Annotated in this window: 23 protein-coding genes and 4 tRNA genes; 7 read left to right on the top strand and 20 right to left on the bottom strand. The window is 69.1% G+C overall.

All coding sequences use genetic code 11. The annotated features are described in order from the left end of the window. Positions 1–126: 126 nt before the first annotated feature. From rpoB to ACIQAK_RS14410, 8 genes are all read right to left on the bottom strand, one after another. On the bottom strand, positions 127–3612 hold the full coding sequence (gene rpoB / locus ACIQAK_RS14445; RefSeq protein ID WP_366390791.1) for a DNA-directed RNA polymerase subunit beta: 3486 nt from the start codon (positions 3610–3612) through the stop codon (positions 127–129). 620 nt (positions 3613–4232) lie between these two features. Further along, a complete protein-coding gene (gene rplL / locus ACIQAK_RS14440; protein WP_366390790.1) occupies positions 4233–4616 on the bottom strand; it encodes a 50S ribosomal protein L7/L12 in 384 nt (127 codons plus the stop codon). A gap of 84 nt (positions 4617–4700) precedes the next feature. After that, positions 4701–5258: a 50S ribosomal protein L10 gene (rplJ, locus tag ACIQAK_RS14435; protein WP_018510603.1), complete on the bottom strand. Its 558-nt coding sequence runs from the start codon at positions 5256–5258 to the stop codon at positions 4701–4703. 420 nt (positions 5259–5678) lie between these two features. Further along, entirely contained in the window at positions 5679–6401 is a 723-nt protein-coding gene (rplA, locus tag ACIQAK_RS14430; RefSeq protein WP_366390789.1) for a 50S ribosomal protein L1, read from the bottom strand. A gap of 81 nt (positions 6402–6482) precedes the next feature. Continuing rightward, positions 6483–6917 (bottom strand): 50S ribosomal protein L11, encoded by a 435-nt coding sequence (gene rplK, locus ACIQAK_RS14425; RefSeq protein WP_003967000.1) that lies wholly within the window; start codon positions 6915–6917, stop codon positions 6483–6485. A gap of 176 nt (positions 6918–7093) precedes the next feature. Next, complete coding sequence (gene nusG / locus ACIQAK_RS14420; RefSeq protein ID WP_366390788.1) at positions 7094–8047, bottom strand: transcription termination/antitermination protein NusG; 954 nt, start codon at positions 8045–8047, stop codon at positions 7094–7096. 73 nt (positions 8048–8120) lie between these two features. Then, the gene (secE, locus tag ACIQAK_RS14415) at positions 8121–8408 is read right to left on the bottom strand and encodes a preprotein translocase subunit SecE (protein WP_366390787.1); all 288 of its coding nucleotides are present in this window, start codon (positions 8406–8408) and stop codon (positions 8121–8123) included. 106 nt (positions 8409–8514) lie between these two features. Continuing rightward, a tRNA-Trp gene (locus ACIQAK_RS14410) sits at positions 8515–8587 on the bottom strand. A gap of 212 nt (positions 8588–8799) precedes the next feature. On the opposite strand from ACIQAK_RS14410, the gene ACIQAK_RS14405 reads away from it, so the two are divergent. Together ACIQAK_RS14405 and ACIQAK_RS14400 are read left to right on the top strand one after the other, a co-directional pair. Continuing rightward, entirely contained in the window at positions 8800–10026 is a 1227-nt protein-coding gene (locus tag ACIQAK_RS14405) for a pyridoxal phosphate-dependent aminotransferase (RefSeq protein ID WP_366390786.1), read from the top strand. A gap of 115 nt (positions 10027–10141) precedes the next feature. Beyond that, positions 10142–11155 carry an adenosine deaminase gene (locus tag ACIQAK_RS14400; RefSeq protein ID WP_366390785.1) on the top strand — a complete coding sequence of 338 codons (1014 nt, stop codon included), beginning with the start codon at positions 10142–10144 and terminating at the stop codon, positions 11153–11155. 13 nt (positions 11156–11168) lie between these two features. Here the strand turns inward: ACIQAK_RS14400 and ACIQAK_RS14395 are convergent, their stop codons facing one another. From ACIQAK_RS14395 to ACIQAK_RS14370, 6 genes are all read right to left on the bottom strand, one after another. Further along, on the bottom strand, positions 11169–12224 hold the full coding sequence (locus ACIQAK_RS14395) for a UDP-N-acetylmuramate dehydrogenase (RefSeq protein WP_366390784.1): 1056 nt from the start codon (positions 12222–12224) through the stop codon (positions 11169–11171). Between the two features lie 72 nt (positions 12225–12296). Then, complete coding sequence (locus tag ACIQAK_RS14390; protein ID WP_366390783.1) at positions 12297–12725, bottom strand: MaoC family dehydratase; 429 nt, start codon at positions 12723–12725, stop codon at positions 12297–12299. Continuing rightward, a complete protein-coding gene (locus ACIQAK_RS14385; protein WP_366390782.1) occupies positions 12725–13177 on the bottom strand; it encodes a MaoC family dehydratase N-terminal domain-containing protein in 453 nt (150 codons plus the stop codon). The genes ACIQAK_RS14390 and ACIQAK_RS14385 overlap by 1 nt, the downstream gene beginning before the upstream one ends. Before the next feature lie 115 nt (positions 13178–13292). Beyond that, entirely contained in the window at positions 13293–13457 is a 165-nt protein-coding gene (gene rpmG / locus ACIQAK_RS14380; RefSeq protein ID WP_003956487.1) for a 50S ribosomal protein L33, read from the bottom strand. Positions 13458–13545: 88 nt separating this feature from the next. Continuing rightward, positions 13546–13618: transfer RNA gene (locus tag ACIQAK_RS14375), tRNA-Met, on the bottom strand. Positions 13619–13663: 45 nt separating this feature from the next. Then, positions 13664–13736, bottom strand: a tRNA-Thr gene (locus ACIQAK_RS14370). 255 nt (positions 13737–13991) lie between these two features. Here ACIQAK_RS14370 and ACIQAK_RS14365 point away from each other — a divergent pair. Together ACIQAK_RS14365 and ACIQAK_RS14360 are read left to right on the top strand one after the other, a co-directional pair. Then, positions 13992–15269, top strand: coding sequence for an amidohydrolase family protein (locus ACIQAK_RS14365; protein WP_366390781.1), 1278 nt, complete (start codon positions 13992–13994; stop codon positions 15267–15269). Positions 15270–15303: 34 nt separating this feature from the next. Then, positions 15304–15960, top strand: a complete 657-nt coding sequence (locus ACIQAK_RS14360; RefSeq protein WP_366390780.1) for an SDR family oxidoreductase — start codon at positions 15304–15306, stop codon at positions 15958–15960. A gap of 71 nt (positions 15961–16031) precedes the next feature. On the opposite strand, the gene ACIQAK_RS14355 is transcribed toward ACIQAK_RS14360, so the two are convergent. After that, positions 16032–16113, bottom strand: a tRNA-Tyr gene (locus tag ACIQAK_RS14355). 167 nt (positions 16114–16280) lie between these two features. Between ACIQAK_RS14355 and ACIQAK_RS14350 the strand changes: the two genes are divergently transcribed. The 3 genes from ACIQAK_RS14350 to ACIQAK_RS14340 all read left to right on the top strand — a co-directional run bounded on the left by ACIQAK_RS14350 (position 16281) and on the right by ACIQAK_RS14340 (position 18251). Then, the gene (locus ACIQAK_RS14350; protein ID WP_030926258.1) at positions 16281–16769 is read left to right on the top strand and encodes a YajQ family cyclic di-GMP-binding protein; all 489 of its coding nucleotides are present in this window, start codon (positions 16281–16283) and stop codon (positions 16767–16769) included. A 254-nt stretch (positions 16770–17023) separates the two neighbouring features. Then, on the top strand, positions 17024–17539 hold the full coding sequence (locus ACIQAK_RS14345; RefSeq protein WP_366390779.1) for a methylated-DNA--[protein]-cysteine S-methyltransferase: 516 nt from the start codon (positions 17024–17026) through the stop codon (positions 17537–17539). 85 nt (positions 17540–17624) lie between these two features. Then, positions 17625–18251, top strand: a complete 627-nt coding sequence (locus ACIQAK_RS14340; RefSeq protein WP_366390778.1) for an alpha-ketoglutarate-dependent dioxygenase AlkB — start codon at positions 17625–17627, stop codon at positions 18249–18251. 39 nt (positions 18252–18290) lie between these two features. On the opposite strand, the gene ACIQAK_RS14335 is transcribed toward ACIQAK_RS14340, so the two are convergent. The 5 genes from ACIQAK_RS14335 to mscL all read right to left on the bottom strand — a co-directional run bounded on the left by ACIQAK_RS14335 (position 18291) and on the right by mscL (position 21232). Beyond that, positions 18291–18563, bottom strand: coding sequence for a GlsB/YeaQ/YmgE family stress response membrane protein (locus ACIQAK_RS14335; protein ID WP_366390777.1), 273 nt, complete (start codon positions 18561–18563; stop codon positions 18291–18293). Between the two features lie 119 nt (positions 18564–18682). Further along, positions 18683–19249 (bottom strand): nucleotidyltransferase domain-containing protein, encoded by a 567-nt coding sequence (locus ACIQAK_RS14330; RefSeq protein ID WP_366390776.1) that lies wholly within the window; start codon positions 19247–19249, stop codon positions 18683–18685. A 53-nt stretch (positions 19250–19302) separates the two neighbouring features. Then, complete coding sequence (locus ACIQAK_RS14325) at positions 19303–19695, bottom strand: YccF domain-containing protein (protein ID WP_366390775.1); 393 nt, start codon at positions 19693–19695, stop codon at positions 19303–19305. Then, positions 19692–20555 carry a zinc metalloprotease HtpX gene (gene htpX / locus ACIQAK_RS14320; RefSeq protein ID WP_366390774.1) on the bottom strand — a complete coding sequence of 288 codons (864 nt, stop codon included), beginning with the start codon at positions 20553–20555 and terminating at the stop codon, positions 19692–19694. The genes ACIQAK_RS14325 and htpX overlap by 4 nt, the downstream gene beginning before the upstream one ends. A 215-nt stretch (positions 20556–20770) precedes the next feature. Then, positions 20771–21232 carry a large conductance mechanosensitive channel protein MscL gene (gene mscL / locus ACIQAK_RS14315; protein ID WP_366390773.1) on the bottom strand — a complete coding sequence of 154 codons (462 nt, stop codon included), beginning with the start codon at positions 21230–21232 and terminating at the stop codon, positions 20771–20773. Positions 21233–21249: the final 17 nt, after the last annotated feature.

Below are 21249 nucleotides of genomic sequence, written 5' to 3'. Positions count from 1 at the left end.
CGTCAATCCCTCTTTCGGGGGTTCGAGCCCCCTCGCTCGGAAGCGAGAAATCGGGGCACTTCAGCAATGGTCTGAACGGGTCCGGGGAGAGCCGGCCGGATCACGGGGATCCGGCCGGCGAACCCGTCAGACCTCTTCGACGCTGCTCGGCTCTCGCCGGGACAGGTCGATACCGAGCTCCTCCGCTGCGCGGAAGACGTCCTCGTCCGTGTCGCGCATCTCGATGGACATGCCGTCCGAGGACAGCACCTCCACGTTGAGGCAGAGCGACTGCATTTCCTTGATGAGCACCTTGAAGGACTCGGGGATGCCCGGCTCGGGGATGTTCTCGCCCTTGACGATGGCCTCGTAGACCTTCACGCGGCCGGTCACGTCGTCGGACTTGATCGTCAGCAGCTCCTGGAGGGCGTACGCGGCGCCGTATGCCTCCAGCGCCCACACCTCCATCTCACCGAAGCGCTGTCCACCGAACTGAGCCTTACCACCCAGCGGCTGCTGGGTGATCATGGAGTACGGACCGGTCGAACGCGCGTGCAGCTTGTCGTCGACCAGGTGGTGGAGCTTGAGGATGTACATGAACCCGACCGAGACCGGGTCCGGGAACGGCTCGCCGGAGCGGCCGTCGAACAGCTTGGCCTTGCCGGAGGGCTGGACCAGGCGGTCGCCGTCGCGGTTGGGGATCGTGGCCTCGAAGAGACCGGAGATCTCGTCCTCGCGCGCGCCGTCGAAGACGGGCGTGGCGACGTTGGTGCCGGGGGCGACCTGGTCGGCGCCGATGGACTGCAGGCGCTTGGCCCACTCGTCACCGAGGCCGGAGACGTCCCAGCCACGGCTGGCGAGCCAGCCGAGGTGGATCTCCAGGACCTGTCCCGGGTTCATTCGGGACGGGACACCCAGCGGGTTGAGGATGATGTCGACCGGGGTGCCGTCCTCCAGGAACGGCATGTCCTCGATCGGCAGGATCTTCGAGATGACGCCCTTGTTGCCGTGACGGCCGGCGAGCTTGTCACCGTCGGTGATCTTGCGCTTCTGCGCGACGTAGACGCGGACCAGCTGGTTCACGCCCGGCGGCAGCTCGTCGCCCTCTTCGCGGTCGAAGACGCGGACGCCGATGACCTTGCCGATCTCACCGTGCGGCACCTTCAGCGAGGTGTCGCGCACCTCGCGCGCCTTCTCACCGAAGATCGCGCGGAGCAGGCGCTCCTCGGGGGTCAGCTCGGTCTCGCCCTTGGGCGTGACCTTGCCGACGAGGATGTCACCGGCGACGACCTCGGCACCGATCCGGATGATGCCGCGCTCGTCGAGGTCGGCGAGGACCTCTTCGGAGACGTTCGGGATGTCCCGGGTGATCTCCTCCGGGCCGAGCTTGGTGTCACGGGCGTCGACCTCGTGCTCCTCGATGTGGATCGAGGAGAGGACGTCGTCCTGCACGAGGCGCTGCGACAGGATGATCGCGTCCTCGTAGTTGTGACCCTCCCACGGCATGAACGCCACGAGGAGGTTCTTGCCGAGGGCCATCTCACCGTTCTCGGTGGCCGGGCCATCGGCGAGGACCTGGTCGGCGACGATCCGGTCGCCCTCGGAGACGACGACCTTCTGGTTGACCGAGGTGCCCTGGTTGGAGCGCATGAACTTGGCGATGCGGTACGTGGTGTACGTACCGTCGTCGTTCGTGACGGTGATGTAGTCCGCGGAGACCTCCTGGACCACACCGTCCTTCTCGGCCTTGAGCACGTCACCGGCGTCGGTGGCGCAGCGGTACTCCATGCCGGTGCCCACCAGCGGCGCCTCGGACTTGATGAGCGGCACCGCCTGCCGCATCATGTTCGCGCCCATGAGGGCACGGTTGGCGTCGTCGTGCTCCAGGAACGGGATCATCGCGGTGGCGACGGACACCATCTGGCGCGGCGAGACGTCCATGTAGTCGACGTCCGTGCCGGGCACGTAGTCGACCTCTCCGCCACGACGGCGGACCAGGACGCGGGGCTCGGTGAAGCGCAGCTCGTCGGAGAGGATCGCGTTCGCCTGGGCGATGACGAAGCGGTCCTCCTCGTCGGCCGTGATGTAGTCGACGTCGTCGGTGACCTGGCCGTCGACGACCTTGCGGTACGGCGTCTCGATGAAGCCGAACGCGTTGACGCGGCCGTACGAGGCGAGCGAACCGATCAGACCGATGTTCGGGCCTTCAGGGGTCTCGATCGGACACATGCGCCCGTAGTGGGACGGGTGCACGTCACGGACCTCGAAGCCGGCCCGCTCACGGGAGAGACCACCCGGGCCAAGGGCCGACAGGCGGCGCTTGTGGGTGAGACCCGACAGCGGGTTGTTCTGGTCCATGAACTGCGACAGCTGGCTGGTGCCGAAGAACTCCTTGATGGAGGCGACGACCGGCCGGATGTTGATCAGGGTCTGCGGCGTGATGGCCTCGACGTCCTGGGTCGTCATGCGCTCGCGCACGACGCGCTCCATCCGCGCCAGACCCGTACGGACCTGGTTCTGGATGAGCTCGCCGACGTTGCGCAGACGACGGTTGCCGAAGTGGTCGATGTCGTCGGTCTCGACGACGATCTCCCGGCCCGACTCACCGATCGTCTCGGTCTCACCGGCGTGCAGCTTGACCAGGTACTTGATGGTCGCGATGACGTCGTCGGTGGTGAGCACCCCGGCGTCCAGCGGCTCATCGGCGCCGAGCTTCTTGTTCACCTTGTAGCGGCCGACCTTCGCGAGGTCGTAGCGCTTCGGGTTGAAGTAGAGGTTCTCGAGCAGCGTCTGAGCGGCCTCGCGCGTGGGCGGCTCGCCCGGGCGCAGCTTGCGGTAGATGTCGAGCAGCGCGTCGTCCTGGCCCTGGGTGTGGTCCTTCTCCAGGGTGGCGCGCATCGACTCGTACTCGCCGAACTCCTCGAGGATCTGCTCGGTGCTCCAGCCGAGGGCCTTGAGGAGGACGGTCACGGACTGCTTGCGCTTGCGGTCGATGCGGACACCGACCATGTCGCGCTTGTCGATCTCCATCTCCAGCCAGGCACCCCGGGAGGGGATGATCTTGGCGGAGAAGATGTCCTTGTCGGACGTCTTGTCGATGGAGGAGTCGAAGTAGACACCCGGCGAGCGGACCAGCTGCGACACGACGACACGCTCGGTGCCGTTGATGACGAAGGTGCCCTTGTTGGTCATGAGCGGGAAGTCGCCCATGAAGACCGTCTGGGACTTGATCTCGCCGGTCTCGTTGTTGGTGAACTCGGCCGTGACGAAGAGCGGCGCCGCGAACGTGAAGTCGCGCTCCTTGCACTCGTCGATCGAGTTCTTCGGGGGCTCGAAGCGGTGGTCGCGGAACGTAAGCGACATCGACCCGGAGAAGTCCTCGATCGGTGAGATCTCCTCGAAGATCTCCTCCAGGCCGGACTTGGTGGGGACGTCTTGTCCACTGTCCAGAGCAGCCTCGACGCGAGCCTTCCAGGCGGCGTTGCCGAGGAGCCAGTCAAAGCTCTCGGTCTGCAGCGCGAGGAGGTTCGGAACCTCGAGGGGCTCCTTGATCTTTGCAAAGGAGATGCGCAGCGGGGCGGTGCTGGCACCGTTGTTCGTATTCGCGGTCGAGGCGTTGCGCGAGGCGGCCAAGAGGGGGTCCTTCCGAGGGCTCGGACTCACTACGCGCGTACCGGTCCCACATTGGACAAAGAGACACATCGCCCCGGATCGACCCCGAAGGGCCGGCTCGGAGAGGATCGGTCATCGATGCTCAAGCGGTGGGTATGCCCCTGGTGACGGGCAGGAGGCAGCTAACAGGCAGCGCAAAGGGTCAGTGTAGCCAAGCGGCACACTGATGTCCAGTCGGGGTTCTCAGAGACCCACGTCGCTCTCAACAGCTGTTCTCAACTACCTATGTGGCTGGCCCTCGCGCGGGGTGCGCTCTTCTTTACTGCCCTCTTCACTCTCGATCCATGCCTCGGATACGGATCGAAGTGATGACGCGTCCTGAGAATTGCGCGCCTCGTGCCGTTCGTCAAGGCCCACCGGTCCGGACGGGCCCCCAGGAGCACTCTCCGGCCGCCCCCGGGGAGCCCTCAGGAGGCCCCTGGGCGCCCCGCGAGAGGCGCACGGCGAAGATCACCCTACTCGTCACCGGCCGAAGAGCAAGGCAGCCGCCACGGTACGCCGAAGGGCGACCACCCGGATGGGTGACCGCCCTTCGGTACGGGCGCGTGACGCGCCCAGGGAGTCGCAGGACTCCCGAGGTGTTACTTGACCTCGACGGAAGCGCCGGCGGCCTTGAGGGACTCGGCAGCCTTCTCGGCGACCTCCTTGGCGACCTTCTCGAGGACCGGCTTCGGGGTGCCGTCGACGAGGTCCTTGGCCTCCTTGAGACCCAGCGAGGTCAGCTCACGCACGGTCTTGATGACCTGGATCTTCTTCTCGCCGGCGCCGGTGAGGATGACGTCGAACTCGTCCTGCTCCTCAGCGGCCTCGGCCGGGGCGCCCGGGCCGGCCGGACCGGCGACGGCGACGGCCGCGGCGGCGGTGACGTCGAACTTCTCCTCGAAGGCCTTCACGAACTCGGAGAGCTCGATGAGGGTCATCTCTTCGAACTGCGCGAGCAGGTCGTCCTGGGACAGCTTCGCCATGACAGGCGTCCTTCCACTATTCGGCAGGTGCCGGATGTATATGTCGGCGGGCGTACGTGGAGCCCGCTGGACCGCTGAGCGAAATTACTCGGCGGCCTCGGCGGGAGCCGGAGTACCGGCACCGCCCTGCTCTTCCTTCTTGGCGCGAAGCGCTTCCGCGGTGCGGACGAACTTCGACGGCAGGGCCTGGAAGACCTGCGCCGCCTGCGTCTGCTTGCCCTTGAAAGCACCGGCCAGCTTGGAGAGCAGAACCTCGCGGGACTCGAGGTCCGCGAGCTTCTTGATCTCATCGGCGGACAGCGCCTTACCGTCAAGGACACCGCCCTTGATGATGAGGTTGGGGTTGTCCTTGGCGAAGTCACGAAGACCCTTCGCCGACTCCACCGGGTCACCGGTGACGAAGGCAACCGCCGTCGGACCCGAGAACAGGTCGTCCAGCGTGTCGATCCCGGCCTCGTTGGCCGCAATCTTGGTCAGCGTGTTCTTCACCACGGCGTACTGGGCATTCTCACCGAGCGAACGGCGCAGCGTCTTGAGCTGCGCCACGGTGAGACCCCGGTACTCGGTCAGCACAGCGGCGTTCGAGCTGCGGAACTGGTCCGCGAGCTCGGCTACCGCGGCAGCCTTGTCGGGCCTTGCCATGAGCGTCGGCCTCCTTCCGGGTGATGAGGACCGCTCAGAAGGGGCCGGGAAAGACGAAACGCCCCAGCACAAGTGCCAGGGCGCGGCTCGACCGGACAGAGTCCGGGAGCAGTTCCACAGTCACCTGCGCAGGTCGTCCGATCTAGCGGAACCTTCGGTCACTGTCCCTCTGTCGAGAGTGCAGCGACGACCAGCGGTCTTTGGCTTCTTCTGGAGAGTACGCGACCGGGGGCGCGCCGGGCAAATCCGGCGCTGTCCACCCCGGTGCGGGAGGTTTAGCGGGAGGTCAGAAGGGGCCCGTCACGGGCTCTCCCGCTTCCCTCCGCCGCGTACGAGGACGGGCCCCGCACCTTCGAAAGGGTGCGGGGCCCGTCCCCACAGAGCACGCGTACGGCGCGGCTACCGGATGAGCGCGATGGCTCAGACGGCGGCCGGGTCCTCCTCGACGAGGAGGTTGCGGGTGCGGTTGGCGTCCAGCGGGATGCCGGGGCCCATCGTGGTGGCCAGCGTGGCCTTCTTGATGTAGCGGCCCTTGGCGGCGGACGGCTTCAGACGGAGGATCTCGTCCAGCGCCGCTGCGTAGTTCTCCACCAGCTTGGTCTCGTCGAAGGAGACCTTGCCGATGATGAAGTGCAGGTTCGAGTGCTTGTCGACGCGGAACTCGATCTTGCCGCCCTTGATGTCGTTGACAGCCTTCACGACATCGGGGGTGACGGTGCCGGTCTTCGGGTTCGGCATCAGACCACGCGGACCGAGCACGCGGCCCAGGCGGCCGACCTTGCCCATGAGGTCCGGGGTGGCGACGACGGCGTCGAAGTCCAGACGGCCCTTGGCCACCTCGTCGATGAGCTCGTCGGCGCCGACGATGTCGGCTCCGGCGGCTTCCGCGGCCGCAGCACGGTCACCGGTCGCGAAGACCAGGACCCGGGCGGTCTTGCCGGTGCCGTGCGGGAGGTTCACGGTGCCGCGGACCATCTGGTCGGCCTTGCGCGGGTCGACACCCAGGCAGAAGGCGACCTCGACGGTGCCGTCGAACTTCGTGGAGGCGGTGTCCTTGGCGAGACGGACGGCCTCGAGCGGGGCGTAGTTGCGCTCCCGGTCGACCTTGGCGTCCGCAGCGCGGAGGTTCTTGCTGCGCTTCACTTCTACTCCTGTGGTTTCAGAGTGTGGAGTCGTGGTGCGGACCAGCGCTTGGTCCTACCACTGAGGGCTACGGGGGCTGAATCAGCCTTCGACCGTGATGCCCATGGAACGGGCGGTGCCGGCAATGATCTTCGACGCGGCGTCGAGGTCATTGGCGTTCAGGTCGGGGAGCTTCGTCGTGGCGATCTCGCGGACCTGGGCGGCCGTCAGCTTGGCGACCTTGGTCTTGTGCGGCTCGCCGGAGCCCTTGTCCACACCCGCGGCCTTGAGGATCAGCTTGGCGGCCGGCGGAGTCTTCGTGACGAAGGTGAAGGAGCGGTCCTCGTAGACCGTGATCTCCACCGGCACGACCATGCCACGCTGCGACTCGGTCGCGGCGTTGTAGGCCTTGCAGAACTCCATGATGTTGACGCCGTGCTGACCGAGCGCGGGGCCGACCGGCGGGGCCGGGTTCGCCGCACCGGCGTTGATCTGGAGCTTGATAAGCCCCGTGACCTTCTTCTTCTTGGGAGGCATTGCTCTCTCCGGGTCCTATGAGAGTGTTTCGCCGCCGATTCCGGTCATCCGGATGGAGGCATACCGCACAACGATAACGGGTATAGCTGTGCGACCAAAAACCCAGCAGGTCAGAGCGGCTGCGAAGCCCCTCTGACCTGCTGGGTAGGCATGTGTCCAGAAACCGGCGGGAAGCGCTAGTTCTTCTGGATCTGATCGAAGCTGAGCTCGACCGGGGTCTCGCGGCCGAAGATCTCGACGAGGCCCTTGACCTTCTTCGAGTCGGCGTTGATCTCGTTGATCGTGGCCTGCAGCGTGGCGAACGGGCCGTCGGTGACGGTGACCGAGTCGCCCACCTCGAAGTCCAGCACCTGGACCTCGACCTTGCGGGACGGAGCCGGCTTGCCCTCGGCCTCGGCGGCCTCGCGGGCGGCCTTCTCCTCGGCCTCGGGGGCGAGCATCTTGACGATCTCGTCCAGGGTCAGCGGGTAGGGGTCGTAGGCGTTGCCCACGAAGCCGGTGACGCCCGGCGTGTTGCGCACGACGCCCCAGGACTCGTTCGTCAGGTCCATGCGCACCAGCACGTAACCGGGGAGCTTGTTCTGCCGGACGTTCTTGCGCTCGCCGTTCTTGATCTGGACGATTTCCTCTTCAGGCACCTCGGCCTGATAGATGAACTCCTCCACGTTGAGGGAGACGGCGCGCTGCTCCAGGTTGGCCTTCACGCGCTTCTCGTAACCGGCGTACGTGTGGATGACGTACCACTCGCCGGGGAGGGTGCGGAGCTCGTCGCGCAGGGCGGCGACGGGGTCGACGGGGGCGGCCGGCTCGGCCTCCTCCTCGTCGGCGCTCTCGTCGTCGGCCTCGACAACTTCAGCGGCTTCCTCGGCCTCGGCGGCTTCCTCGGCCTCGGCGGCTTCCTCGGCCTCGGCGGCGACAGCGTCGTCGTCGGCCTCGGCGGCTTCTTCGGCCTCGGCGGCGACAGCGTCGTCGTCGGTCTCGACCGTCTCGTCCACGTCGACGTCCACAGCGGTCTCGGCCTGGTCGGGCTCGTCGGAATCAGCAGCCTCAACGATGTCGAGCTCGTCCTTGGCGGACTCGAAGGCGCCAGCCTCGGGCTCGACGGCGTCGTTCAGGTTCGGGTCAGACACGATGGCTGCTTCTTCCTGGATACAAAGGGGTGGAACATGCGGTGGGGGCGCCGGTCGGACGCCTTCCGCCGGCTCAGCCGAAGACGTACTTGATGACCCGTGCGAACCCCATGTCGAGAACGGTAACAAGACCGATCATGACAACGACGAACACGATCACCACGGTGGTGTATGTCGTCAGCTGGCTGCGAGTCGGCCAGACAACCTTACGGAGTTCGGCGACGATCTGGCGGTAGAACAGCGCGAGGCGGCCCAGAGGACCCTTCTTGCCGCGCTTGCCGCCCTTCCGGGTCTTCTTCTTCGACTCGGGGGATTCATCCTCGGCATCAGGCATGTCGATGGAGCCCACGGCGTCCGTCACGCTTCTCACCTGATTCCGGGTCGTGGCCGTGCCGCGCCCGGTGGAGCCGCACGGCTGTGCAATGAAGTACGTACATGCGCACACATCCTGGCGAAGGAGTGTGTAGCAGGGCCGGAGGGACTTGAACCCCCAACCGCTGGTTTTGGAGACCAGTGCTCTACCAATTGAGCTACGACCCTTGGTGGTTTCCACCAACCTACCGCATCTTTCCCGGTGCCCGGGTGCGAAAACGGTGTGGCTGGTGAAGGCCAACGACAGGTGAGTGTACGTGCTCAGGAGCGCTGCGTCGAACAGACAACTACCGACCGGTCGTGTCCGGTTCCCGTCCGAGTCCTGTCCGGTCCCTGAAACCCGTGTGCCGTCGGGTTTTCCGGTCTGGGAGCATGGGGCCATGAGCGCTGCAACTTCTCCGTCCGAGCGCCGGGTCTCCGCCCGCATCGGTGCGATCTCCGAGTCCGCGACCCTCGCCGTCGACGCCAAGGCCAAGGCCCTCAAGGCCGCCGGGCGCCCGGTGATCGGCTTCGGTGCCGGCGAGCCCGACTTCCCGACCCCCGGCTACATCGTCGACGCCGCGGTCGAGGCCTGCCGCAACCCGAAGTACCACCGCTACACCCCGGCCGGCGGGCTCCCCGAGCTCAAGGCCGCCATCGCAGAGAAGACGCTGCGGGACTCCGGCTACGAGGTCGACGCGAGCCAGATCCTGGTGACCAACGGCGGCAAGCAGGCCATCTACGAGGCCTTCGCCGCGATCCTCGACCCGGGCGACGAGGTCATCGTCCCCGCCCCGTACTGGACCACCTACCCCGAGTCGATCCGGCTCGCCGGCGGTGTCCCGGTCGAGGTCGTCGCCGACGAGACCACCGGCTACCGGGTCTCCGTCGAGCAGTTGGAGGCCGCGCGCACGGAGCGGACGAAGGTGGTCCTGTTCGTCTCGCCGTCCAACCCGACCGGCGCCGTCTACAGCGAGGCCGACGCCGAGGCGATCGGCCGCTGGGCCGTCGAGCACGGCCTGTGGGTCATGACCGACGAGATCTACGAGCACCTCGTCTACGGCGACGCGACCTTCACCTCGCTCCCGGCGATCGTGCCGGAGCTGCGCGACAAGTGCGTCGTCGTCAACGGCGTCGCCAAGACGTACGCGATGACCGGCTGGCGGGTGGGCTGGATCATCGGGCCGAAAGACGTCGTCAAGGCCGCGACCAACCTCCAGTCGCACGCCACCTCCAACGTCTCCAACGTGGCCCAGGTCGCCGCGCTCGCCGCGGTGTCCGGCCCGCTGGACGCCGTCGCGGAGATGCGCACCGCCTTCGACCGCCGCCGCAACCTCATCGTGCGGATGCTCAACGAGATCGACGGCGTGCTCTGCCCGGAGCCGGAGGGCGCGTTCTACGCCTACCCGTCGGTGAAGGGCCTGCTCGGCAAGGAGATCCGCGGCAGGCGCCCGGCCGACTCGGTCGAGCTCGCCGCCCTGATCCTGGACGAGGCCGAGGTCGCCGTCGTCCCGGGTGAGGCCTTCGGCACCCCGGGGTACCTCCGCCTCTCCTACGCGCTGGGCGACGAGGACCTCGTCGAGGGCGTCTCCCGGCTCCAGAAGCTGCTGGGCGAGGCCAAGGCCTGAGAAGCCCGCGGATTGTGCCCCCGGCCATATCGGCCGGGGGCGCTTTTCGTGCCGGCCCCACTCCAAAGAGGAAAGCCGCTTCCGCTCCGGCCCGCCCGTGCGGCAGGATCTTCCGATGGAGCGTGATGTACGTCTGTTGCCCAAAGCCCACCTGCACCTGCACTTCACCGGGTCGATGCGGCCCAGCACCCTGCTCGAACTCGCCGACAAGTACGGGGTCCACCTCCCCGACGCGCTGACCGGCGGCGAGCCCCCGAAACTGCGGGCGACCGACGAGCGCGGCTGGTTCCGGTTCCAGCGGCTCTACGACATCGCCCGGTCCTGCCTGCGGTCGCCCGAGGACATCCACCGCCTGGTCCGCGAGAGCGCCGAGGAGGACGTCGCGGACGGTTCCGGGTGGCTGGAGATCCAGGTCGACCCCACCTCGTACGCCCCGCTGCTCGGCGGACTGATCCCGGCCATCGAGATCATCCTCGACGCGGTGGACAGCGCCGCCCGGGACACCGGCCTGGGGATGCGCGTGGTGATCGCCGCCAACCGGATGAAGCACCCGCTGGACGCCCGGACCCTGGCGCGGCTGGCCGTGCGGTACGCGGACCGGGGCGTCGTCGGCTTCGGGCTCTCCAACGACGAGCGGCGCGGTATGGCCCGTGACTTCGACCGGGCCTTCGCCATCGCCCGGGAGGGCGGCCTGCTGGCGGCCCCGCACGGCGGGGAGCTCGCTGGCCCCTCCAGCGTGCGTGACTGCCTGGACGATCTGGACGCATCGCGCATCGGCCATGGTGTCCGGGCCGCCGAGGACCCCCGGCTGCTGGCGCGGCTGGCCGAGCGCCGGGTGACCTGTGAGGTCTGCCCGTCCTCCAACGTGGCGCTCGGCGTCTACGAGAAGGCCGCGGATGTACCCCTGCGCGCGCTGTTCGACGCCGGGGTGCCGATGGCGCTGGGTGCGGACGACCCGCTGCTGTTCGGCTCGCGGCTCGCCGCGCAGTACGAGCTGGTCCGGCGCCATCACGGCTTCACCGACGCGGAGCTGGCCGAGCTGGCCCGCCAGTCGGTGCGCGGATCGGCCGCGCCCGTCGACGTACGGGACAAGATGCTTTCGGGGATCGACGACTGGCTGGCCGACTAGGGCGACGCGCGCCCTACAGGGAGACGCCGACCGTCACCGGCTCGTTGACCAGGGTGACGCCGAAGGCCGCGTGGACGCCGGCGACGACCTCACGGGCGAGCGCGAGGAGGTCCTCGGTGGTGGCCTCGCCGCGGTTGGTGAGGGCGAGGGTGTGCTTGGTGGAGATCCGGGCCGGGCCGGCGCCGTACCCCTTGGTGAAGCCCGCCCGGTCGATCAGCCAGGCGGCCGAGGTCTTGGTGCGGCCGTCCTCGGCGGGGAACGCCGGAGGCGCCACGTCCGGGCCGAGGCGCTCGTGGACCCGGGCCAGGAAGTCCTGGAACGCGGCCGCGTCGAGGATCGGGTTGGTGAAGAAGGACCCCGCGGACCAGGTGTCGTGGTCGTCCGGGTCCAGCACCATGCCCTTGCCGGCGCGCAGCCTCAGCACGGTTTCCCGGGCGGCGGAGGCGGGAACGCGCTCGCCCTGCTCGACACCCATGGCCCGGGCCGTCTCCGGGTACCTGAGGGGCGCGGAGAGACCGCCTGCCTCTTCCAGCTCGAATCGGACACGGAGCACCACGAAACGGTCGGGTTCGGCCTTGAAGCGACTGTGCCGGTACGAGAAGGAGCACTCCGTGTTCGAAAGAGTCACCGTCTCCCGGGTGCGCCGGTCGTAGGCGACGACCTCCGTGATCGTGGCGGACACCTCCTGTCCGTACGCCCCGACGTTCTGGATGGGCGTCGCGCCCGCGGAGCCCGGGATCCCGGCCAGGCACTCGATGCCGGCGAGACCCGCCTCGACGGTCCGGGCGACGGCGTCGGTCCAGACCTCGCCGGCCGCCAGCTCCAGCGACGTACCGGCGAGGGTGAATCCCTTGGTGGCGATCCGCAGCGCCGTGCCGTCGAAGCCCTTGTCACCGATGACCAGGTTGGAGCCGCCGCCGATGACCAGCAGCGGGGTGCCGCTCGCGTCGGCCTCGCGTACGGCGGCGACCACCTCGGCGTCGGTGGTGGCCGTCAGGAGCCGGGTGGCGGGGCCGCCGAGCCGGAAGGTGGTCAGGGGGGCGAGGGGGGCATCGTGGAGTTCCTGCACGGGGACAAGAGTACGGTCCGCGCCCCCGCCGCTCGGGCGGGGCCACGGACCGTACGGGGCCCACGTGGGCCGTCAGGCGAGCCGGACGACGGCGCGGGACATGCCCAGCACCTTCTTGCCGTCGCAGACGGCCACCAGGTCCACCCGGACCAGGTTGTCCTCCAGCTTGGCCGCGACCTTGCCAATGACCTCGATCAGCGCACCCTTGTCGTCGTCGGGCACGACGACCGGCTTGGTGAACCGCACCCCGTAGTCGACGACCGCGCCCGGATCCCCGGCCCAGTCCGTGACCACGCGGATCGCCTCGGCCATCGTGAACATGCCGTGCGCGATCACATCCGGCAGTCCGACCTCGCGCGCGAATCTCTCGTTCCAGTGGATCGGGTTGAAGTCGCCCGAAGCGCCCGCGTACTGCACGAGCGTCGCCCGCGTCACCGGGAACGACCGCGCGGGCAGCTCCGTCCCGACCTCGACCGACCCGTAGGAGACCTTCGCCGTCATCACGCCTCCTCGGCGGCGCGTGCCACCAGCTTCGTGAGCGCCGTGACCACCAGCTCGCCGGCCTCGTCGTGCACGTCTCCGCGGATGTCCACGATGTCGTTGCCCCCCAGAGACTTGATGTTCTCGATCGTGGAGGTGACCGTCAGCCGGTCCCCCGCCCGTACCGGGCGTACGTACGAGAACTTCTGGTCGCCGTGGACGACCCGGCTGTAGTCCAGGCCCAGCTGCGGGTCCCGCACCACCTCGCCGGCGGCCCGGTAGGTGATCGAGAAGACGAAGGTGGGCGGCGCGATCACATCAAGATGGCCGAGCGCGCGGGCCGCCTCCGCATCGACGTACGCCGGATGGGTGTCACCCACCGCCTCGGCGAACTCGCGGATCTTCTCCCGGCCGACCTCGTACGCCGGAGTGGGCGGATACGTCCGCCCCACGAAGGACTGGTCGAGCGCCATGGGCTCGCTACCTCCTGATGGAAAGACGAATAAGGGCGCGCCCCTGTGCGGGAACCGCCCCGTACAACGACACGAGGCCGCCCCCAGAGGGGACGGCCTCGTGTACGAGCCTGATTCAGCGCGTTTCGCGGTGCGCGGTGTGCGAGTTGCAGCGCGGGCAGTGCTTCTTCATCTCAAGACGGTCCGGGTTGTTACGCCGGTTCTTCTTGGTGATGTAGTTCCGCTCCTTGCACTCCACGCAGGCCAGCGTGATCTTCGGGCGGACGTCGGTGGCAGCCACGTGAGTGCTCCTTGGACGGACGATGGACGGATGAACGCATAAAAGAGTAGCCGATCGAAGGACCGACCCAACAATCGGCTACCGTTAGTAGCGGTGACCGGACTTGAACCGGTGACACAGCGATTATGAGCCGCTTGCTCTACCGACTGAGCTACACCGCTTTGATGATGAGTCCCCCCGCCGAAGCGGGGTTTCCCGATCACCAGAGCCCCAATGCGGAATCGAACCGCAGACCTTCTCCTTACCATGGAGACGCTCTACCGACTGAGCTATTGGGGCGAGCGATGAAGACATTACACGGTCCCCGGCCGATCGCCCAAATCCGTTTCGGCACCACGCTCCGGCCCTCGGCCCGGGTCCGCCCACACCCCCTGATCAGGCCTTGATCCAGCCCGCGCGGCCTTGCGGACGAAGCCCTTCCCCGCGCCGGCACAGGCGCACCGGTACGACTATTGCGCTCCTCCCGGAAGCCGCCCCCGCACGCCCCTAGGCTCGACCCACTCCGTGTGATCTTGCACCCCTCCCTGGAGCGCGATGCCTGACAGCCAGCCGCGGCGGCCCGACGACAACGCGCCCGACAGCGCCGACGCGGCCACCACCGATCCCGCCCCCACCCTCGTCCTGGCCGGCGCCCGCCTCGTCGACGGCCGCGACGTCGACGTACGCCTCAGCGGCAGCCGCATCGAGGCCGTCGGCACCGCGGGCAGCCTCACCACCCGCGGCCCCCGCATCGACCTGCGCGGCTACCTCCTGCTCCCCGCCCCGGCGGAACCCCACGCCCACGGCGACACCGCCCTCACCGCCGACCCCGACGGCCCCGGGCCCGCCTCCCATCACGCCGAGGACATCCAGCGCCGCGCCACCGAGGCCGCCCTCCTCCAGCTGGGCCACGGCGCCACCGCCCTGCGCGCCCACGTCCGCATCGGCGACGTCCAGGGGCTGGCCGCGCTGGAGGCCGTCCTGCAGACCCGGCGGGTGCTGCGCGGCCTCGCCGACCTGACCGCGGTCGCCGTCCCCCGCCTCCTCACCGGCGTCGCCGGGGCCGACAACCTCGCGCTGCTCCGCGACGCGGTGAAGATGGGTGCCGCGGTCGTCGGCGGCTGCCCCGACCTGGACCCCGACCCCACCGGGTACACCGCCGCCGTCCTGGAGGTGGCCGCCGAACACGGCTGCCCCGTCGACCTGCACACCGACGGCGACGACCCCACCCGCCTCGCCCGCCTCGCCGCCATGGCCGGGGGGCTGCGCCCAGGAGTCACCATCGGCCCCTGCGCCGGCCTCGCCCACCTCCCCCTGGAGACCGCGACCCGCGCCGCCGACCAGCTCGCCGCCGCCGGCATCACCGTCGTCTGCCTCCCCCAGGGCGGGTGCACCGGCTCCGAACGCCGCGCGAGCGCCCCCGTACGCCTCCTGCGCTCCGCCGGCGTACGCGTGGCGGCAGGCAGCGGCGCACTGCGTGACACGGCCAACCCCGTGGGCCGCGGCGACCCGCTCGAAGCCGCGTACCTCCTCGCCTCGCAGCACGGCCTGCGCGCCGAGCAGGCCTACGCCACGGTCTCCACGACCGCCCGCGCGGCCCTCGGCCTGCCCGCCGTCCGCGTGGAGGCGGGCTTCCCCGCCGAACTCCTCGCCGTACGCGGCGAACGGCTCTCCGCCGTGCTCTCCCTCGCCTACAGCCGCATCGTCATCCACCGCGGCCGGGTCGTCGCCCGCACCAGCGCCGTACGCGAGTACTGCGACTCCGACCCCGACACCGGCCCCGATCTCCCCCGCCAGGGGCGACCCGACTCCGGTGCCGGGCCCAGGAGCTGAGCACACGGCGGCCGCCGGGCGTATGGTCGGAGATATGCGCATTGTCATCGCAGGTGGACACGGACGGATCGCACTGCGGCTGGAGCGGCTGCTCGCCGCACGCGGGGATGAAGCCGTCGGGATCATCCGCAACCCCCAACAGAGCCAGGAACTCACCGACATCGGCGCCGAACCCGCCGTGCTGGACCTCGAATCGGCCTCCGTCGAGGAGACCGCGGAGGTGCTGCGCGGCGCCGACGCGGCCGTCTTCGCGGCGGGCGCGGGACCGGACAGCGGCACCGCCCGCAAGGACACCGTCGACCGGGGCGCCGCCGTCCTGTTCGCCGACGCGGCCCAAGCGGCGGGCGTACGCCGGTACATCGTCGTCTCCTCCATGGGCGCCGACCCCGACCATCCCGGCGACGAGGTGTTCGACGTCTACCTGAGGGCGAAGGGCGCGGCGGACGCCGACGTTCGCTCCCGGTCCGCGCTCGACTGGACGATCCTGCGCCCCGGCATGCTCACCAACGACGCGGGCAACGGGCAGATCCTGCTCGCCGCCAAGACCGGCCGCGGCCCGATCCCGCGCGACGACGTGGCGGCGACGATCCTGGAGCTGCTGGACACCCCGGCGACGGCGGGCCTGACCCTCGAAGTCATCTCCGGGAACGTGCCGGTCACGGTGTCCGTGAAGGACGTCGCCGGCAACTGACCAGGAGCCCCGGGACCCCTGACAACGAGGAAGCCCCCGACCAGAAGGACTGGTCGGGGGCTTCGTTCGCGTGGCGGCGCCAGGGTTCGAACCTGGGTAGGCTGAGCCGGCAGATTTACAGTCTGCTCCCTTTGGCCACTCGGGCACACCGCCTCGAACGACGCGTCGGATCTCCACTGGTGAGCTCCTTGGCGACGACGTAAACAATACCTGATGGCCGGGGGTGCTCCGCCACCTCATTGATCAGCAGCCGACGGGTGCGGCGGTGGCTAGGCTTTGCGCTGTATCCCCCGCACATTCGACACAAGGAGCCACACGTCATGGCCGACTCCAGTTTCGACATCGTCTCGAAGGTCGAGCGGCAGGAGGTCGACAACGCCCTCAACCAGGCCGCCAAGGAGATCTCCCAGCGTTACGACTTCAAGGGCACCGGTGCCTCGATCTCGTGGTCCGGCGAGAAGATCCTGATGGAGGCGAACGGCGAGGAGCGGGTCAAGGCGATCCTCGACATCTTCCAGTCCAAGCTGATCAAGCGGGGCATCTCGCTGAAGTCGCTGGACGCCGGTGAGCCGCAGCTCTCCGGCAAGGAGTACAAGATCTTCGCCACGATCGAGGAAGGCATCTCCCAGGAGAACGCCAAGAAGGTGGCGAAGATCATCCGCGATGAGGGTCCCAAGGGCGTCAAGGCGCAGGTCCAGGGTGACGAGCTGCGCGTCAGCTCCAAGAGCCGGGACGACCTGCAGGCCGTGCAGGCGCTGCTGAAGGGCCAGGACTTCGACTTCGCGGTGCAGTTCGTGAACTACCGGTAGGGACCGGGGCCGGGCCGTCGCGGCCGGGGCACACACCCGCGGGGGCACACCGCCGAGGCCCACCTCGACGGCGTGCCTCTCCGCTTTTCGGGCCGGGGGACGAGCGCATGGGCGTGGCGTCCGAAAACCGCCGGTGACGGGTGCGGGGTGCGGAGCAGACTGGCTGGTACGGATCCGGGTCGGCCGAGGTCCGCGGTTCGGTGGTCGGCCGGTTCGGCGGTCGGCCGGTTCGGCGGTGAGGGAGGTGAGTGGTCGTGACGACGGTGTACACGCGGGTGGCCGGTCCACTGGGCGAGTTGCTGCTGGTGGGTGAGTCGGACGGTACGGCCGAGGGGCTGCGGCTGGTGTCGTCGTCCGTGCCCGGGCAGAAGGGCGGTGCGGTCGTCCAGGACGGGTGGCTCCGGGCGCCCGAGTTGTTCGCGGGGGTCGTCGCCCAGGTGGAGGCGTACTTCGCGGGGCGTTCGACGCGGTTCGACGTGCCGTTCGCCGAGGCGGTGGGTACCGAGTTCCAGCGGCGCGTGTGGAAGGTGCTGGAGTCGATCCCGTACGGGCGGACCCTGTCGTACGGGGAGGTCGCCGCGCGGGTGGGGGCCTCGGGCGCGGGGGTGCGGGCGGTGGGGACGGCGATCGGGCGCAACCCGCTGCTGGTCGTGCGGCCGTGCCACCGGGTGATCGGCGCGGACGGGGCGCTGCGGGGGTACGCGGGGGGCCTGGAGCGCAAGCAGTTGCTGCTGGGGCTCGAAGGGGCCGCGTGTGTGCCTCGGGTGTGAGGACCGATGGCCGAGGGTGGTGTGACGGGTGGTCTCGCGTGGGGTTCCGGCGGCTTCCGGCGGGCTGTTCCCACGGCCCCGGCAGGTGGTCGCGCCGGGCGCCGTGCACGTACCGGAGTGGCTTTCGGTCGAGCGGCGGCGGGAGTTGGTGACGGCGTGCCGGGAGTGGGCGCGGGGGCCCGTTCCGCTGCGGCACACGGCGCTGCCGGGCGGCGGCGTGATGTCCGTGCGGACGGTGTGCCTGGGGTGGCACTGGCAGCCGTACCGCTACACGCGCACCGCCGACGATGTGAACGGCGCCCCGGTGGCTCCCTTGCCGCAGTGGCTGGTCGCGCTGGGGCGAGCGGCGGTGGCCGAGGCGTACGAGGACGAGGGCGCGGCGGAGGCGTTCGCTCCGGACACCGCGCTGATCAATTTCTATGACGACGCCGCGCGGATGGGGATGCACCAGGACAAGGAGGAGCGGTCGGGTGCTCCCGTGGTGTCGCTGAGCATCGGGGCGACGTGCGTGTTCCGCTTCGGCAACACGGAGGTTCGTGGGCAGCCCTATACGGACGTGGAGTTGGTCTCCGGGGATCTCTTCGTCTTCGGCGGCCCGTCGCGCTTCGCGTTCCACGGGGTGCCGAGGGTGTACGCGGGGTCGGCCGACCCGGCCGCGGGGATGCGGGCCGGCCGGCTGAACGTCACGCTGCGGGAGACCGGGCTGAGGTGACGGCCGTTCGCCCGCGGGCGCCGGTCCTCTTGCCCCGGGTCAGCGGCGTGCGCGGGAGTGGCCGCAGAGCAGCCGATAGAGGATCAGCAGTACCAGGGAGCCGGCGACGGCGGCGATCCAGGTCGCGGTGTCGTAGAAGTCGTTGCTGATGGGACGGTCGAGGAACTGGCCGGAGAGCCACCCTCCGACGAAGGCACCGGCGACGCCGATGACGGTGGTGCCGATGATGCCGCCCGGATCGCGGCCCGGGAGCAGGATTTTGGCTATGACTCCGGCGAGCAGCCCGAGAATGATCCAACCGACAATGCTCATGCCGCCGCTCCTGCCCTTCGCTCCGTCCTGGAACTCAAGACGCGGCGAGCGCTTGTTCGGTTGCCGGGAGCCGTCGGGAGGGGTGGGCGGATGCCGTTCGGGAGAGGCGGGACGGGTGCCTACTGCGGCGTGGCGCCCCTGTTCTCCCGGTCCGGCGCACCGCCGCTGCTGAGGGCGGTCTCCAGAAGAACGATGTCCGCGGTGTCCTTGGCCCGGCGCGGGCGTCCGGGGATCCAGACCGGTGTCATCCGCTTGATCTCGATCTGGGCGGCGGGGCTGATGACCGGGCAGGCCGTGGTGCCGATACGACCCACCGGACCGTCGAGCATGCCGTCCGGCCAGCGCTCGCCGGCCCAGGGGCCGCCCGCGACCACGGGATGGCCGGAACGGTCCGCGTCCAGCAGGGCGAAGCTGCTCTCCTCGCCGTGCTTCCCGAAGTCGAGCTGCTGCTCGGCGGGTGGGCCGGAGAGGCGTGTCCATCCCGACCGCAGCAGTTCACGGGTGAGCGGCCCGGCGTCCCGCTTCCGGGCGAACCAGTCGATGTCCATGTGGTCGCGGGTGGGTGAGCCGAGGAAGAAGTCCATGGCCCAGCCGCCGCGGAGCCAGAGGTCCACGCCGAGCGCGTCGGCGATCCGGGTCGTCTCGGCGATCAGCCGCAGCTGGCGTTCCGTGCGTTCCTTGTCCACGGCTGTGGAGGGTACGGGAGGGCTCCGGACTCGTCCGCTGATTTTCCCGGGCCTCAGCGGGCGGCGAAGGGCTGGTCCGTCGGGACGACCTCCTTGCCGAAGGGCATGAGGGAGACCGGGATCAGCTTGAAGTTGGCGATGCCCAGGGGGATGCCGATGATCGTGACGCAGAGGGCGATGCCGGTGGTGATGTGGCCGAGGGCGAGCCACCAGCCGGCGAGGATGAGCCAGAGGACGTTGCCGACGCAGGAGGGCGATCCCGCGTCCCTGCGCTCGACGACGGTGTGGCCGAAGGGCCAGAGCGCGTACATCCCGATCCTGAAGGCGGCGAGGCCGAACGGGATGCCGATGACGGTGATGCAGAGCAGGGCGCCCGCGGCGAGGTAACCGAGGAACATCCAGAAGCCGCACAGGACGAGCCAGATGACGTTCAGGATGGTGTTCATGGGCGGCGACCTGCCATCTGTTCCAGTCGGGTGATGCGCTCCGCCATCGGCGGATGGGTGGAGAACATCTTGGCCATTCCCTGTCCGGGGCGGAAGGGGTTCGCGATCATCATGTGGCTCGCGGTCTCGATCCTGGGTTCTGCGGGTAGCGGGAGCTGCTTCGTTCCTGCGTCGAGCTTGCGCAGGGCGCTGGCGAGGGCGAGCGGGTCTCCGGTGAGCTGCGCTCCGGAGGCGTCGGCCTCGTACTCGCGGGAGCGGCTGACGGCGAGCTGGATGACGGAGGCGGCGAGCGGGCCCAGGATCATGATGAGGAGCATGCCCAGGAGGCCGGGGCCTTCGTCGTCGTTGGAGCGGCCGATGGGGATGAGCCAGGCGAAGTTGACCAGGAACATGACGACGGAGGCGAGGGCTCCGGCGACTGAGGAGATGAGGATGTCCCGGTTGTAGACGTGGCTGAGCTCGTGGCCCAGGACCCCGCGCAGCTCCCGCTCGTCGAGGATCTGGAGGATGCCCTCGGTGCAGCAGACGGCCGCGTTGCGCGGGTTGCGTCCGGTGGCGAAGGCGTTGGGCGCCTGGGTCGGCGAGATGTAGAGGCGGGGCATCGGCTGCCGGGCCGCCGTGGAGAGCTCGCGGACGGTCCGGTAGAGCTGGGGCGCTTCGAACTCGCTGACGGGCCGGGCCCGCATGGCCCGCAGGGCCAGCTTGTCGCTGTTCCAGTAGGCGTAGGCGTTGGTGCCGACGGCCACGAGGAGCGCGACGACCAGGCCCGTACGTCCGAAGAAGCTGCCGATGACGACGATGAGTGCGGACAGGCCCCCGAGGAGTACGGCGGTTTTCAGCCCGTTGTGCCGGCGGTGCACGGTACGCCCTCCAAGTGGTGCGGCAGGGGAACCCTTTGCGTGGTGGTGCTCCACTCCCCCAGTGGAGCCTTCCGTACTGGTCAACGCCAGGCGAGGGGAGCTAGTTCCCTTGTGCGTGCGGCCGGAGGGCGGGGCCGCTCCGGCGTGATCCGGCCGGTTCGGGCTTCCGGCCCGTACGGAAGCGCACTGAGCCGTACGGGTGTCGGGGGCGTACGTCAGCGCTGGACGGGAAGCTTGGCGAGGGAGAGGGCCTCGGGGTCGGGCTCGACCTCGCTGGTGCAGTGGGCGCAGCGGGAGGCGACGGCGGGGATCTCGCTGAAGCAGCGCGGGCAGTCGCGGACGGCTGCCTTGATGTTGACCTCTTCCTCCTCCTTCGCGGTGAAACGGTTCTGGACCTTGGCCATGGGGACCACGACGCAGAAGTAGAGGACCGCGGCGGTGATGAGGAAGGCGATCGCGGCGCTGAGGAAGAGGCCGTAGGGGAACTCGACTCCGTCGGCCTTGAAGGTGGCCTTGCTGAAGTCGCCGGTGCCGCGGGTGATGACGCCGATGAGCGGGACGATGAAGGCGTTGCTGAAACCGGTGACGACGGCGGTGAAGGCCGCTCCTACGGCGAGTCCGATCGCCATCGAGATGACGTTTCCGCGCAGGATGAATTCCTTGAACCCGTTCAGCACCGCTCTGTCTCCTCTTG

The sequence above is a fragment of the Streptomyces sp. NPDC088706 genome (genome assembly GCF_044752765.1).
Taxonomy (GTDB): domain Bacteria; phylum Actinomycetota; class Actinomycetes; order Streptomycetales; family Streptomycetaceae; genus Streptomyces.
The sequence above is the reverse complement of the archived record's forward strand: the minus strand, read 5'-3'. Positions and strand labels throughout refer to the sequence as shown.